11 protein-coding genes are annotated in these 14,898 nt (G+C 48.1%); all 11 read left to right on the top strand.

Going from position 1 to position 14,898, the window contains the following annotated elements; all coding sequences use genetic code 11:
- Positions 1 to 2: 2 nt before the first annotated feature.
- The 11 genes from ACFSR5_RS19755 to fucP all read left to right on the top strand — a co-directional run bounded on the left by ACFSR5_RS19755 (position 3) and on the right by fucP (position 14,624).
- Complete coding sequence (locus ACFSR5_RS19755; protein WP_380906246.1) at positions 3 to 1,748, top strand: RagB/SusD family nutrient uptake outer membrane protein; 1,746 nt, start codon at positions 3 to 5, stop codon at positions 1,746 to 1,748.
- On the top strand, positions 1,735 to 4,263 hold the full coding sequence (locus ACFSR5_RS19750) for an L-rhamnose mutarotase (RefSeq protein ID WP_380906245.1): 2,529 nt from the start codon (positions 1,735 to 1,737) through the stop codon (positions 4,261 to 4,263). Before ACFSR5_RS19755 ends, ACFSR5_RS19750 begins: the two co-directional genes overlap by 14 nt.
- Position 4,264: 1 nt before the next feature.
- Positions 4,265 to 5,353 carry a Gfo/Idh/MocA family protein gene (locus tag ACFSR5_RS19745; protein WP_380906244.1) on the top strand — a complete coding sequence of 363 codons (1,089 nt, stop codon included), beginning with the start codon at positions 4,265 to 4,267 and terminating at the stop codon, positions 5,351 to 5,353.
- A gap of 1 nt (position 5,354) precedes the next feature.
- Entirely contained in the window at positions 5,355 to 6,935 is a 1,581-nt protein-coding gene (locus tag ACFSR5_RS19740) for a sodium:solute symporter family transporter (RefSeq protein ID WP_380906242.1), read from the top strand.
- A 44-nt stretch (positions 6,936 to 6,979) separates the two neighbouring features.
- Positions 6,980 to 8,146: an ABC transporter substrate-binding protein gene (locus ACFSR5_RS19735; RefSeq protein WP_380906240.1), complete on the top strand. Its 1,167-nt coding sequence runs from the start codon at positions 6,980 to 6,982 to the stop codon at positions 8,144 to 8,146.
- Positions 8,139 to 9,290 (top strand): CaiB/BaiF CoA transferase family protein, encoded by a 1,152-nt coding sequence (locus ACFSR5_RS19730; protein WP_380906239.1) that lies wholly within the window; start codon positions 8,139 to 8,141, stop codon positions 9,288 to 9,290. The genes ACFSR5_RS19735 and ACFSR5_RS19730 overlap by 8 nt, the downstream gene beginning before the upstream one ends.
- Position 9,291: 1 nt before the next feature.
- Positions 9,292 to 10,434: a CaiB/BaiF CoA transferase family protein gene (locus tag ACFSR5_RS19725; protein WP_380906237.1), complete on the top strand. Its 1,143-nt coding sequence runs from the start codon at positions 9,292 to 9,294 to the stop codon at positions 10,432 to 10,434.
- Complete coding sequence (locus tag ACFSR5_RS19720; RefSeq protein ID WP_380906236.1) at positions 10,427 to 11,650, top strand: extracellular solute-binding protein; 1,224 nt, start codon at positions 10,427 to 10,429, stop codon at positions 11,648 to 11,650. The genes ACFSR5_RS19725 and ACFSR5_RS19720 overlap by 8 nt, the downstream gene beginning before the upstream one ends.
- The gene (locus ACFSR5_RS19715; protein WP_380906235.1) at positions 11,647 to 12,726 is read left to right on the top strand and encodes a Gfo/Idh/MocA family protein; all 1,080 of its coding nucleotides are present in this window, start codon (positions 11,647 to 11,649) and stop codon (positions 12,724 to 12,726) included. Before ACFSR5_RS19720 ends, ACFSR5_RS19715 begins: the two co-directional genes overlap by 4 nt.
- 114 nt (positions 12,727 to 12,840) lie before the next feature.
- Positions 12,841 to 13,296: a MaoC/PaaZ C-terminal domain-containing protein gene (locus ACFSR5_RS19710; protein ID WP_380906234.1), complete on the top strand. Its 456-nt coding sequence runs from the start codon at positions 12,841 to 12,843 to the stop codon at positions 13,294 to 13,296.
- A gap of 29 nt (positions 13,297 to 13,325) precedes the next feature.
- Complete coding sequence (gene fucP / locus ACFSR5_RS19705) at positions 13,326 to 14,624, top strand: L-fucose:H+ symporter permease (RefSeq protein ID WP_380906232.1); 1,299 nt, start codon at positions 13,326 to 13,328, stop codon at positions 14,622 to 14,624.
- Positions 14,625 to 14,898 lie beyond the last annotated feature (274 nt).

Raw genomic sequence — 14,898 nt, 5'->3', positions numbered from 1 at the left:
TGATGAAAAAGATTGCAAAATATATACTAGGTATGGGACTCGTCTTCGGAATGCAGGCGTGTAGCTTAGATGAATATAATCCAGGAGGAACAACATCGGATGTGGTGTTTTCTAATGAGGATGGCATCAATGCCTTGGTGAATTCAGCATACGTGTACTATGGTGCTCAGTTCTATGGTCGCGAAGATATTTTAATGCTCACCGAGGGCGGGACGGATTTGTGGATCAATATTGCCAACTCCGGTTATGGTCGGCAAATGACGAAATACGATGGATTGAATTCCACGACAGGCCAGATCCGTAATACATGGAATCGTTTTTACGAAATCGTCAACTATTGTAACGCCGGGTTGGAGCGTATACAAGACGTTCCGTTTACAAATGAAGATGAAAAAAAATCCCGGATCGGGGAAATGTCCTTTTTACGCGCGTATGCGTATTGGCATCTGGTGGAACAATACGGTAATATAGACTTACGAACCACCGAAACAAAAACAGCTATTTTGGAGGCTACACGTTCTCCGATCGCGGCATTCTATGACTTGATGCTTGCTGATTTGGATGTAGCCATTGCGAATCTGCCCATCACACCGATACCCGCGGCAGAAATTGGCCGCGCAACCACCAAGGCCGCCTATGGCCTGAAAGCTCGGGTAGCGCTGACACGTGTGGCGTATGCGGAGTCCGCCGCTGAGAAAGATACATACTACAAGATGGCCTCGGACGCGGCCCAATACGTCATCAATAATCAAGCGGCATTACAGGTTTCTCTATATAGTACCCCTGCCGAGGTGTTCTCGCCGGCCAATAATAAAAATAATAAAGAGGCATTATTTACGGTGACACACTCCACGGTGAACTCCCTAAATCCCCAACCAAATAACCCAAACCGACTGCACATCTGGTTTAAGGCAAAATATTCGGCAAAGGCGGGCATGGTGCGTGATCTCGCCTATGGCGCAGACAGAAATTCGAATTCGGGCGGCATGTGTTTTATGCCCACTCGACACTTGTTGGATTTATACAATGAAGACATTGACCGTCGCTATGGGGATTGGTTTCGCGAGAAATACTACCTGAATGTAGACCAGTACAATTGGACTGCAGACGACCTTGCGGCATTCGAAAAACCAGCTAGCTTGGTAGGTTCAGGGCTCCAACGGGGGGATCTCGCCTTGTGGTTTACGAAGAAAAAAGTGACCACGGAAAAAAGAAATTTGCCGTATGCGCTTGTCGATATAGAAGATACCTATACGGGTAACAAAGTAAGTACCAACGCGCGTTTCAATGTACATTTTCCGGCATTGACTAAATATGATGATCCAGACTTGCCGGAAGTGGGATCCCAAGTGGGTTCGAAAGACGTTATTGTCATGCGTCTTGCCGAGATGTATTTGATCGCTGCCGAGGCTGAAATCATGATGAGTAGCGGAGATAAGACGAAAGCAACAGCACTGGTGAATGTCTTACGTCAGCGCGCAGCTCAACCTGGTAAAGAAGCGGATATGCTCGTCAAAGAAACAGATTTAAACCTTGATTTTCTGTTGGCAGAACGTGGCCGTGAATTATGCGGAGAGCATATTCGTTGGTTTGATTTAAAGCGTACGAATAAGCTGTATGATTATGTACAACAGTATAATCCGGATATCACACTCATGCAGCCTTATCATGTGAATAGGCCAATTCCACAACAGTTTTTGGATGCGATAACCAATCCGGGAGAATTTGGACAGAATGATGGATATTAACAAAACAATTATTTTTCTTTTTCGGAGCGTGCTTATTGTTGCGCTCCTACCCTTGACACTGCATAGTCGTGCCGGAGATATTTATGTGCGTCAACAAGCTCCGGCGGGGGGCACAGGAAGCCAATCCGCTCCATTTAACACGTTGGAGCGCGCGCTTCGCGAAGCGCGGGAATGGCGTCGGCTAGGCGACGAGCGCACACGTGGCGGAATTAATATTTGGGTGGAGGACGGCCGGTATACCCCTGCTCAAACCATGTTGGTCCGGCCGGAGGATAGTGGTACGGCAATAAGCCCCACCCGTATTCGCGCAACCGGAAATGGCGCTATATTTTCCGGAGGTGTACGCGTGACAGGTTGGAAGCCGGCGGGCAATGTGCCAGGCGTTCCGCGTCACATCAGCAAGCATTTATTTGTCGCTGCGGCACCACAGGCCGGCGGAAAATTCTTCCCGTTCAGGCAACTATGGGTAAACGAACAGAAAGGCATACGGGCAGAAAGCCATGACGATCAGCACTTACCGCGTATATTGAATTGGGATTTTAAAAACGGTACCGCCACAATTCCGATGATCTCCGCGAATTTTACTTACCAACCTGGCATGGAGTTTTTTATCCATCAATGGTGGGCCGTAGCACAGCTACGCGTGCGCGATGCGCAGGTTTTTAAAGACAGTATCGTGTTGGCGTTTCACCAACCGGAGGCACAGATTCAAAATGAGCACCCGTGGCCTAAACCTTGGTTGTCCAAAGAACATGGTAATTCTGCATTTCGTCTCTTGAATGCACTACAGTTTATCGACCAACCGGGCGAATGGTTTCACGACGAACACACGCATCAGCTTTACTATTATCCACGCGAAGGCGAGGACATGACAAAAGTCTACACGACAGTGCCTTACTTGGAAACGATTTTGCAAGTAACAGGCACGGTAGAACAACCTGTTTCGCATCTGTATGTAGAAGGACTCCGATTTGAACATAGCGCTTGGTTACGTCCGCACACGCAAGGACATGTCGCTCTCCAAGCGGGAATGTATTTTGTAGAAGCATACAAACTGCAGAAACCCGGTACATCCGACAAAGCCGGCTTGGAAAACCAAGCTTGGGTAGGGCGCCCGAAAGCGGCGGTCGAACTGAAAAATACAGCCTATACCGTGTTCCGGAACTGCAGCTTTAATCACTTAGCGTCGACCGGAATAGATTATCGATCGGGAAACAAACGAGACACGCTGGAAGGGAACCTCTTTCAAGATATCGGCGGTTCGGGGGTATTGCTCGGCACATTTTCGGATGAAGAATTTGAAGCTCATCTTCCTTATCAACCCACGGACGAACGGATGTTGACGGATGGTACCGTGATCTCGAACAATCTCCTACAGCACATAGGACTAGAAGATTGGGGAACCGTCGGCATTGGAGCTGGTTTTGTTCGCAATGTTAAGATTGTACATAACGAATTGTTAGATCTCCCCTATACAGGGATCAGCTTGGGATGGGGATGGACACCGACCGTAAATAGTATGAAGAATAACCGTGTGTTGCAAAACAAAATCACACGGTACGGTAAATTCATGTATGATGTGGCAGGCATCTATACCTTGTCAGCGCAACCCGGTACGAAAATCCAGCGTAATCACATTGATAGTATTTACCTGTCGCCGTATGCACATATTCCGGATCATTGGTTTTACCTATATACCGATGAGGGATCTGCGTTTATGACTGTATCAGACAATTGGTTTCCGGCTAATAAGATTCTTCAGAACGCCAACGGTCCTAGCGTAGAGTGGAAAAATAACGGGCCGGAGGTGGACAGAAATCTGGTGAAAGAGGCCGGCTTGCAGCCTCATTTTTCGGCGATGCGGAAACGGATTCAGCCCTTACGGGAGGGGGCGCAATTCAATAGCTATGTGCCCTTCACGAAACCTGTCTTTTTTCAGATATATGATCCGCAGCGCCTAGTCAGCAAGCAAGCGATTAATGCGTTCATTGCCAAGCAAGGCGGCGATACAGCACATGTATACCACTGGAATGCGTATACGATCTGGCAGACGACGGATGAGCTGGCGAAAAAAATGGCTGGCGCCTGGTTGGCAATCTATCCGCAGGTTACCCATAAGGTGTTTAACAACATGTTTTATAGCTTTGACCGATCGCATTGTACACCGTCAACGGCACAGGCCGAGACAGACTTTGTGCTGCTCACCGCACAGCTGACGGACGATAAAGCCAAGCAATCAGCGTATCTAGATGCTCATAAGAATCAATATGAGCAATGGCCTGAGGTGGCTGAGGGTTTTTGTCGGGCAGGCTTCGAGGAAGTTCTATTATACCGGAATGATAGACAGCTGATGCTCTACATTTCTTTTCCAAAGGGGAAAAAATTCGAAGACATTGACCCCTTAACAATTAAAGACAACCCTCGCGTGGTAGAGTGGAATAGGCTTATGGGGAGCTATCAAGAAGGGATCGAAGGCACAGCCGCAAATGAAACTTGGATTTTTTATAAGAAATAACATGCAATCAACAGACAAATTAAGACTAGGGATTTTAGGTTTAGGAGAGGGCCGCAGTACGATGTCGGCGGCGTTACAAAGTCCACATATCGAATTGGTGCAGATCTGTGATCTGAACGAAGAGCTCGGACGTAAACGTATGAAAGAGTTCGATTTTCAGCAGTATACGTCGAGATACGAAGACCTGTTGCAACACCCAGATATTGAAGCGATAGCGATTTATACACCGGATCACCTGCATGCCACGCATATTCGACAGGCGTTGGAGCACGGTAAGCACGTGATCTGCACGAAGCCGTTCATAGATAATTTGGCCGACGCCAACGGATTGCTCGAATTAGCCGAAAGAACGAACAAACGGGTGTTTGTTGGTCAAAGCTCACGCTTTTTCGAACCTGTAAAAAGACAACGTCAAGATTATGAAGCCGGACTGATAGGCGAGTTGATTACCATTGAAGGGTATTACCATGCGGATCATCGTTGGTTTTTGGAAAAGCCATGGTCGCTGCAATCTTCATTCAAATGGTTATATGGAGGCTTGAGTCATCCGGTCGATTTTATACGCTGGTATTTACCCAATATTGAGGAGGTAATGGGGTATGGTATGCTGAGCGCAAATGGGCGCAAGGGCGGCCTGCAGAATGCCGATACCATGCATTTTATCTTTAAAGCCGAAGACGGACGCGTTGCACGGGTCAGTGGCGCCTATACAGGGCCGGTGCAGCCTGTTACGCGAGATAGTGAAATGAGTTGTATCCTGCGTGGTACGGAAGGGGCAAGTCAAGCAGACTACATGGATTTACGCTATGCAATTACCGATAAAACCGGCGAAGAACGTATCGTAACCTGGGAGCATAAACTAAAACACTACTTCCGCTTCGAAGGCAAAAGCCATCACGCAGGCGAATACCAGAACTACTTGGAACACTTCGCTCAGGCTATCCGTTCGGGCGAACCGGCTTATCCAGATATGAAAGAAGGAATTGGTACTATTGCATTATTGCAAGCCATGGACGAATCCTTGTCGACCGGAAAACCCGTCCGGCCTAAAGATTTATTGACGAAGTATAACGTTAATTTAGGGGCATAAGATGAACAATATTGTTGATAAACTGACTATTGTTGACTATGGCATTGTGGTGGCTTACCTACTGGCCTTGTTGGCGATCGGTTTGTTTTCTTCTCGTAAACGCGCCGATGGCGAAGCACATTTTCTGGCTGGAAAGTCGCTAAGCTGGTATAGCATCGGCTTCAATATGTGGGCCACGAACGTAGGCCCCTCTATGTTGTTGGCATTTGCTACTGTAGGCTACACCACGGGAATTGTTGCGGTTAACTTCGATTGGTACGCGTTTGTATTCTTGTTTTTGTTAGCCGTGGTCTTTGCCCCCCGTTATTTAGTCTCCGGTGTGCGGACATTACCGGAATTCATGGGCCGTCGATTTGGTCCGGATACGCAAACCATTTTGGCCTGGTACTCCCTAGTAAAGATGTTGATCTCTTGGCTGTCACTGGGGCTGTTCGCCGGAGGTTTCTTGGTCCGGCAGATTTTAGGAATCCCAATGTGGCAGTCGGTAACCGTTTTGGTTGCGTTGGCCGGGCTTTTTACTTATACCGGCGGACTGAAAACTGTGGCAAAAATCAATATCTTTCAAATGATATTGCTCATTTTGGTGTCGGCGTTGCTGACATTTTTGGGGCTGTCAAAAATCGGAGGATGGCAGGTATTGGTCGAAAGCACGCCTCCCGATTATTGGTCCCTTATCCGTCCTGCCAGTGATCCCGATTATCCTTGGTACGCTATTGCATTGGGATATCCTGTGGCTGCCATCGCCTTTTTCTGTACCGATCAAGCGATGGTACAGTCGGTATTGGGAGCGAAGAACCTTGAACAAGGACAGCTCGGCGTTAACTTCATCGCATGGCTAAAGATACTTTCCTTGCCCTTGTTTATCTTAACCGGGATTATCTGTTACATTTTGTTCCCTGGGTTGGAAGACCCTTCTTTGGCCTATATGACCATGGTGACCAACCTATTTCCCACCGGATTGAACGGTCTTGTAATTGTTGTGTTGATTGCTGTGCTGGTCGGAACAATTGGTTCTTCGCTGAACTCCCTGAGTACAGTTTTTACGATGGATATTTATCTCAAACACATCAAACCAGAAGCGAACAGTAAAGAGGTCACGCAAATAGGCCGTTATACCATTGTCGTCGGTTGCCTGGTGGCGGTCTTCATGGCTATTGCCATTGATCAGATCAAAGGACTCAACTTATTTGATGTCTTCCAGTCCATACTTGGTTTTATTGCGCCGCCGCTCGCCGTGGTGTTCCTGTTGGCTGTACTATGGAAGCGGACGAATAAAGCGGCTGTAAATGTTTTGCTAACGCTTGGTGCCGTACTGAGTTTGGGAACAGGAGTGCTTTACCTATGGGTATTTCCGAAGGATGTTTACGACTTCTGGCCACACTACCTCTTACTTTCTTTCTACCTGTTTTTGTTCTTATTCGTGTTAGGGATTGGTGTATCCCTAACGGTGAGCAAATCGGCATTTGAGAAGGAAAATGAAATGGCATATGCATGGAAAATGGAAAAACCTACCGCAAAAGTAAAGTGGGCTTGGGGGATCCTGTTTGTCGTTATGATTGGCCTATACATGGTGTTTAATTAAGAGCAGTCGGTTAAGTTTGGATAGAAATAAAAATAAAGGGACAGATGACAAAAAAGATTCAATTGAAAGGGATAACATGGGGGCATTCCCGCGGTCTCGTGCCAATGGTCGCTACAGCCCAACGGTATGAAGAACTCCACCCGGAGGTGGAAATTGTCTGGAAAAAACGCACGCTCCAAGAATTTGCAGACAAGTCTATTGAGCAACTCGCTGCAGAATATGATCTGCTCGTTATTGACCATCCTTGGACAGGTCACGCAGCGGCAAAAAAAATGGTGGTTTCTTATGACGACTACCTAGAAAAAGAATACCTGGAAGATCAGCGCGCCAACAGCGTGGGCCAATCGTATACCAGTTATAATTTTGAAGGTAAGCAATGGGCTTTGCCAATTGATGCGGCAACCCCCGTAGCGGCGAGTAGACCAGATCTATTGGCCGAGTTAGGATTGTCTTTACCTCAAACGTTTGCCGATGTGCTGGCCCTAGCTAGACAAGGGCGAGTAGCTTTTTCGCTTATTCCGGTCGATGTGCTCATGAGCTTTTACATGTTCTGCTGCTCGCTTGGCGAGGCTCCTTGTGCAGGAACCGACGCCGTGGTGAGCGAAGCGACGGGAGTCAAGGCTTTACAGCTATTTAAGTCGTTAGCCGACCTAACGGATGCACGTTTCTACGCTAAAAATCCATTTATGGTTTTTGAAGATATGGTCAACAATGATGAGATTGTGTATTGTCCGTTTGCTTATGGTTACTCGAATTACGCACGGGAAGGCTATGGACGTAAACTGTTGCATTTTCATGATCTGGTCTCCTTAGACGAGCGCGGACCGATGATCAGTACGCTTGGCGGGGCTGGTTTAGCCGTGTCGGCACGTAGTGCGTATGTAGACGTTGCGGTAGATTATGCCCGTTTTGTCGGATCCCCAGCGATACAATCTACCCTGTATGTCGAAAATGGAGGACAGCCGGGACATTTACAAGCATGGGAAAACAAGAAAGTAAATGCGAATACAGCAGACTTTTTTCAAAATACATTGCCTACCTTGCAGCGCGCATTCCTGCGTCCTCGTTATTTTGGACATATGCATTTCCAAGACCACGCGGGCGACGTGGTTGTCCGCTACTTGAAAGAAGGGGGCGACGAACACTCCGTATTGGCGGCGCTCAACGATATGTATAAAGAATCACAACGAATAGATGATGTGCATGGATAATCGACCATTAGCAGGTTTAGTAGTACTGGAGTTCTCTCAATTTATGGCCGGGCCGACGGCGGGACTACGGTTGGCAGATTTGGGTGCCCGCGTTATCAAGATCGAGCGTCCCGGAAGTGGAGAGGGGGGGCGCCAAATAGCAATCAAGAATATATTTGTGGATGATAGCAGCTTGGTCTTCCACACCATCAATAGAAATAAAGAGTCCTATGCCGCCGATCTGAAAAATGTTGAGGATCTCGAAGCGATTCGGAAACTGATCGCGAAAGCCGATGTGATTACGCATAACTTTCGTCCCGGAGTGATGGAAAAAATTGGCTTAGACTATGCAAACGTCCGAACGCTAAATCCGAAGATTATTTATGCGACCGTAACCGGGTACGGGCAGGAAGGTCCATGGGCAAAAAAGCCGGGGCAGGACTTGTTGGTCCAATCGATGTCCGGACTGACGTGGCTCTCCGGAAGCGATGGCGACAATCCCGTACCTTTTGGTCTGGCAGTAATTGACATGTATTGCGCTACACACCTTACTCAGGGTATTCTCGCGGCATTGCTGAAGCGCTCCCGTACGCAGCAGGCCGTATTGGTTGAAGTAAGTTTGTTGGAATCGGCGCTGGACATGCAGTTTGAAGTGTTGACGACCTATTTCAACGATGGTAGACAACTTCCTCAGCGAGCAAAAACAAGAGGCGGGGGGCATGCATATCTCAGCGCTCCCTATGGCGTATATAAAACACGGAACGGATTTTTAGCCTTGGCTATGGGCGACCTGTCGAAAATAGCCTCGAGTATTGGCCTGGAGGGTGCGCATTATATGGATCGGGGCACATGGTTCGCCGATCGGGACCGCATTATGCAAGAACTGGGGGCAACGTTCGTGGGGAAAGATACCGATGAGTGGATCGTCACGTTACAGGCCGAAGGCATTTGGTGTGCGCCAGTAAGCGACTACCGCGAATTTTTGGATGGACAGGGATTTGCCGAATCCAATATGTTGCAGGAAATAAAGCTACAGGACGGAACATCCTTACACACACCGCGTAGCACCTACCAGATAGATGGAACCTATTTATATGCGACCAAGCCCGCTCCGAAAGTGGGACAAGATAATGAACAGATTGCAAAAGATTTTTTAAAGGATTAGTATGTTGCCCTTAGCAGATTTTACGGTAGTAGATTTTAGTCAGTTTCTGTCCGGCCCGCTGGCCAGCCTGCGATTGGCTGATCTAGGCGCGCGCGTCATCAAGATTGAAAGACCCCTCACGGGCGACATCTGCCGACATATGTATACATCCGATACGGTTCTAAATGGAATGTCCACGGTTTTTCATGCCATCAACCGCAATAAAGAAAGTGTTGCACTCGATGTGAAGCACGAAGCGGACCGGCAAGTAATTTGGGATTTGATTAGGACGGCTGATGTCGTGATGCACAATTTCCGCCCGGGGGTGATGGAGCGGCTGGGCTTCGATTATGCAGCTGTACGGGCGATCAATCCGAACGTCATTTACGGAGAGATATCGGGCTACGGAGAACACGGTATGTGGTCAAAAAATCCCGGGCAGGATCTGTTGCTTCAGTCGCTCACGGGAATGACCTGGTTAAGCGGCGATGCCGATCATGGTCCTGTGCCGATGGGGCTGTCCATCGTGGACATGTTTGCCGGCATGAATTTGTGCAGTGCGCTATTGGCCTGCTTGTACCGCCGTGCCATACAACAAGTTGGCGCTCGGGTTCAGGTAAGTATGTTAGATTCTGCTGTCGATATTCAGTTTGAGGCGGTAACGACATACTTTAGGGACGGCAAGCAGTTACCGCAACGGACGACGGTAAGCAATGCCCATGCCTACCTCGCTGCACCCTACGGTATTTATAAAACGCAAGATGGATTTTTGGCACTAGCGATGGGGTCTATCCCGCTGTTAGGCCGACTGTTGTCGTGCTCTTCGCTGGAGGGATTTACTGATGGCCAACAAGCTTTTCAAGAACGTAGCACCATCAAAGATATTTTGTCGGAGCATTTGGCCACAGCGACAACCGCACATTGGCTTGCTATCTTGGAAGCCGCCGATATTTGGTGCGCGGACGTACTGAATTGGGACCGGTTGACAGCGCATGACGGTTTTAAGGTGTTGGATATGGTACAGCGGGTATACATGGAGGATGGATTTGGTTATGATACCACGCGGTGTCCGATACGCATCGACGGTGAACTGATCAAGGCAGAGCGCGGATCGCCCAAGTTGGGGGAACATACCGAACAACTAAAAAAGGAGCTATATGGCTAAATTACGTTTTGCGGTACGGAAGTTCGACCCGTTCGAACGGGCGTTAGCAGATACATGGTCCCGTTATCAAACGCTGTATCCGTCGGATACCGAAATCGAGTTTGTACCCATGGATCTGGAAGAACTATATACAGCGCTTTTTCAGAAAAAAGGGCTTCAAAATGGAACGTGGGACATCGCGCACGTCAACACCGATTGGATCACAGAAGCGTATGAGACGGGAAGTCTACAACCACTGGATCAATATTTGATAAATAAACCCCCTCAAGGAGGAACGAATGCCTGGGCTCCGAGTTTGATGGAGTTGCAACGGTTTGATGGTAAATTATACGGATTGCCATTTCATGATGGACCAGAATGTTTAGTCGTGCGGAAAGACCTCTTCGAAGCAGCAACGGAAAAAGAGCAATTTCTGAAGCAGTATGGACGCGAACTACGGGCTCCTCAAACCTGGAGTGAATTTCTGGAGGTAGCCTCTTTTTTCCATCGTCCAGCACAAGGACTATACGGGACAGTCTTCGGCGGCTATCCCGACGGGCATAATGCTGTTTTTGATTTTTGTATGCAGTTATGGGCGCGGGGTGGAGAGCTCACGACCGGCACCGGCCACGTCTCGTTAGTGTCACCGGCGGCAATAGAAGCCTTAGATTTCTATCGCAAGCTATTTCGCGAACCCTGCGGCCTGCATCCCAGATCGTTGGATTACGAGTCCGTACAGGCTGGTCGAGCTTTTGCCCGTGGCGAAGTTGCGATGATGGTGAATTGGTTCGGATTCGCTTCGTGGGCACATATTGATAACGCTTCAGCGGTAAAAGGCCAAGTGGATATCGCTCCTATTCCCACATGCGAAGGGTTTACCGCTCCTTCGCTCAATGTCTATTGGTTATACACCATTGCCGAGGGAAGTACCCAAAAAGACAGCGCGTACGACTTTTTGCGGTTTGCTGTGCAGGCTGAACAAGATAAGCAACTCACGTTGACAGGTGGTGTGGGATGCCGCCGGACAACTTGGACAGACGTTGATATAAACAATCGTATTCCGTTTTATTCCAAACTGGAACAGCTCCATGAAACGGCACGCACATTGCCGCGACTGCGCAATTGGGCCGCCGTAGCGCATGGTATTGATCATATGGTCAATCAGGCTATACACACGGATACGGATAGCAAAGTGCTGCTGCAAGCAGCCCAACAACAAATAAATAAGTTAACATGATAGATATTCCCTACCGCGCGATCCTACCGCAGAAGAACTTGCCCATCGTGATCATCGGTGCTGGCGGAATTGTAAAAGATGCACACTTACCTGCGTATAAAAAAGCGGGATTCCATGTGCATGGCATTGTCAATCGTACCCGCGCGAAAGCCGAAGCTTTGGCGCAGGAATTTGCGATTCCACAGGTATACGATACCGTGGCAGATGCTGTGGCTCAAGCTCCAGCAGATGCCGTATATGACATCACCATTATGCCAAACCAGTTTATCGAAACCTTGGAGGCATTACCCCATGGTGCGGCAGTCTTGATACAAAAACCAATGGGCGATTATTTTCCGGAAAGTAAAGCGATCCTGGAAGTTTGTCAACGCAAAGGACTGATCGCAGCAATTAATTGTCAGCTGCGACAAGCTCCGTTTGTCAATGCTGCCCGATGGCTCATTGAAAATGGATATATTGGTCAGCTCTATGATATGGAAGTTCGCGTAACCGTCAACACGCCCTGGGAACTGTTCCCGCATGTCATGGTTCACCCACGGTTAGAGATCCTATACCATAGTGTGCATTACATCGATCTAATCCGGTCCTTTTTGGGTAACCCTGCTTCTATTTATGCGAAAACGCTAAAGCATCCTGCAAAGGAACTGTCGTCCAGCCGCACTACGTTGCTGTTTGACTACGGAGATACGATGCATGCCGTCGTGAATACCAATCATGATCATGATTTTGGCCCACGGCATCAAGAAAGTTTTATCAAGTGGGAGGGAACCAAGGGGGCAATCAAAGCCAAGATGGGACTTCTAATGGATTATCCGCACGGTGTCCCCGACGTTTTCGAATACGGTATAACAGATGCGAACGGTACAACCGAATGGGTGCCCTTTCCGATTGAAGGATCATGGTTTCCGGATGCGTTTATCGGCAGTATGGGCAGTCTCATGCGCTATAAGCTCGGCGAAATCGCCGTGTTACCAGCGGCGGTAGAAGACGTCATTGACACTATGGCGGTCGTGGAGGCAGCCTATCAAAGTAGCCGTCAAGGCGGGCAGTCCATCGATTACAACCGTACGACCTGAAATGACCGTAACTTTCCCAGACCTTCTCCGAGGAGGAGATGGGAAATGTTGTTTTAATGTATTTTCGATGAGCGCGTAAGCTCGGTTTTAATAGTAGACTTTTATTTTTTCTTTATGCATTTTGAATCTATTTTTTTTGAGGATTATCTGCTGAATGATAAGCGGGTGACCTTGGGCAGAACAATCACCGAAACGGATTTTGTGGTGCACGCCGGGCATACGGGCGACTTCTTTCCGCACCATATGGATGCCGAGTGGTGCAAAACCCAGCCGTTCGGACAACGTATTGCCCATGGCACCATGATCTTTGCAATCGGTATTGGACTGACAGCGTCTGTGATCAATCCCGAAGCTTTTTCAAAGGGATATGATCGACTACGCTTCGTTAAACCTGTATTTATTGGGGATACGATCCATGCTGAAGTAACCATTTCCGAAAAATCGGATGCTAAAAATCCTGATTTTGGTACGGTGATCGAACACGTCGAAATCATCAATCAACATGGACAGGTCGTGTTGGTGGCTGATCATATCTTATTGGCTAAACGTAAGCCAAGTGAGACCGCGTAGCTGATTTTTTAAATTTTATAAAGCACAATATGCAAGTCAATTCAAACGCACAGCTCGCCGCATCAGCCTCCGGCACTAGGAACTACCTTTTTCCATTTATATTGGTAGTGAGTCTCTTTTTTCTGTGGGGAATGGCTCATAATTTAAATGGCGTACTTATTCCACATTTAAAGAAAGCCTGTCAACTCGACAATAGTCAGTCCGCTTTGGTGGATACCTCCGTTTTCTTTGCTTATTTTGTGATGGCCATACCGGCCGGTTATCTGCTTCGAAAATGGGGATATAAACTGTCGATCATCATCGGCTTGATCACCTTTTCACTGGGCGCTTTTTTGTTTATTCCCGCGGCAGATCTTCGGATGTACGAACTTTTTCTTCTGGCGTTGTTTATTATCGGCTGCGGATTGGCGGTTTTGGAAACGGCAGCAAATCCTTATGCCGCCGTATTGGGGGCCCCTGAATCGGCTACACACCGATTGAACCTAGCGGCCTCGTTCAACGGACTTGCGGCCATGGTAGCACCTATCGTGGGAACGGTGTTTATTCTCTCAGGAACCAGCTATTCGGAAGCCGAATTGCAGGCGATGGCGGAAGCCGATCGACTGGCCTATCTGACACATGAAGCTTCGTCCGTGAAACTACCGTATCTGACACTTGGATTGGTCCTATTGATCGTGGCTATCCTGTTTATTTTTGTAAAATTACCAGAGATTAAGACCGCCGAAGAAACAGGAAACCCAAGCCAGCACAAGAGCTTTTTTGCTGTCCTTCGGCATAAACACCTGGCGTTCGCTGTGCTTGCCCAGTTTTTTTATGTAGGTGCACAGGTCTGTGTAACGAGTTTCTTCATCCGTATGGCCCAGCAAGGTGCCGGGGTTGATGAAAAGACTGCGGGTTATTATCTCGGTGTATACGGTTTGTTATTCATGATCGGCCGATTCGTAGGTACGTTCATGCTGCGGTATACCGGTGCACCCCGTCTGTTGTCCGTATATGCGTTTATTTCCGTTTTGTTGGCGGCTACGGCGATATTTGGTTCTGGTATGGTCGTACTTTATGCCTTGGGGGGACTCGGTTTTTTCATGTCGATCATGTTCCCGACCATCTTCTCTTTAGGTATCACCGGCCTCGGCGACGACACCAAGCAAGCTTCGTCCTGGCTGATCATGTCTATCGTGGGCGGAGCAATCTTTCCCTTCCTCACCGGCGGTATCATAGATCGGGCAGATGACAATACGCAAATTGGCTATATCGTACCGTTGATATGCTATTTGGTCATATTTTGGTACGCCAATAAAGGATATAAGGTGCGCACTGGCGTATCGTAAGAAATCCAAGAAACTGGCGTGAGCATGTCGCGATTGCTTACCCAGTTTCTACAAACGGACTTCGGCAGAAGGGTTGCGGCACCCGCATAGGGTATTCAACCCTTCTTATTGTATATTCTCAAGATACGGATACGCTATCCAATCAGACGATGGTTTTGATCTTACCCTCAACAACGCGGCAAGCTTCTTGTCATGAACACACATCCTTCTTAAGGCTCCAAGAGCTTGCCTCCCTCGCCGAGTGTATAGAGGGATAGTTAAAAACACAATTCGA

Origin of the sequence: Sphingobacterium suaedae (assembly GCF_042684625.1) — a bacterium.
Classification (GTDB): domain Bacteria; phylum Bacteroidota; class Bacteroidia; order Sphingobacteriales; family Sphingobacteriaceae; genus Sphingobacterium; species Sphingobacterium suaedae.
The sequence above is the reverse complement of the archived record's forward strand: the minus strand, read 5'-3'. Positions and strand labels throughout refer to the sequence as shown.

Excerpts from the sequence above, each read along its gene's own strand:
- ACFSR5_RS19715 (WP_380906235.1), top strand. The coding sequence starts at position 11,647 with ATGATAGATATTCCCTACCGCGCGATCCTACCGCAGAAGAACTTGCCC.
- ACFSR5_RS19725 (WP_380906237.1), top strand. The coding sequence starts at position 9,292 with ATGTTGCCCTTAGCAGATTTTACGGTAGTAGATTTTAGTCAGTTTCTG.
- ACFSR5_RS19740 (WP_380906242.1), top strand. The coding sequence starts at position 5,355 with ATGAACAATATTGTTGATAAACTGACTATTGTTGACTATGGCATTGTG.
- ACFSR5_RS19750 (WP_380906245.1), top strand. The coding sequence starts at position 1,735 with ATGATGGATATTAACAAAACAATTATTTTTCTTTTTCGGAGCGTGCTT.
- ACFSR5_RS19730 (WP_380906239.1), top strand. The coding sequence starts at position 8,139 with ATGGATAATCGACCATTAGCAGGTTTAGTAGTACTGGAGTTCTCTCAA.
- ACFSR5_RS19755 (WP_380906246.1), top strand. The coding sequence starts at position 3 with ATGAAAAAGATTGCAAAATATATACTAGGTATGGGACTCGTCTTCGGA.
- ACFSR5_RS19720 (WP_380906236.1), top strand. The coding sequence starts at position 10,427 with ATGGCTAAATTACGTTTTGCGGTACGGAAGTTCGACCCGTTCGAACGG.
- ACFSR5_RS19735 (WP_380906240.1), top strand. The coding sequence starts at position 6,980 with ATGACAAAAAAGATTCAATTGAAAGGGATAACATGGGGGCATTCCCGC.
- ACFSR5_RS19745 (WP_380906244.1), top strand. The coding sequence starts at position 4,265 with ATGCAATCAACAGACAAATTAAGACTAGGGATTTTAGGTTTAGGAGAG.
- ACFSR5_RS19710 (WP_380906234.1), top strand. The coding sequence starts at position 12,841 with ATGCATTTTGAATCTATTTTTTTTGAGGATTATCTGCTGAATGATAAG.
- fucP (WP_380906232.1), top strand. The coding sequence starts at position 13,326 with ATGCAAGTCAATTCAAACGCACAGCTCGCCGCATCAGCCTCCGGCACT.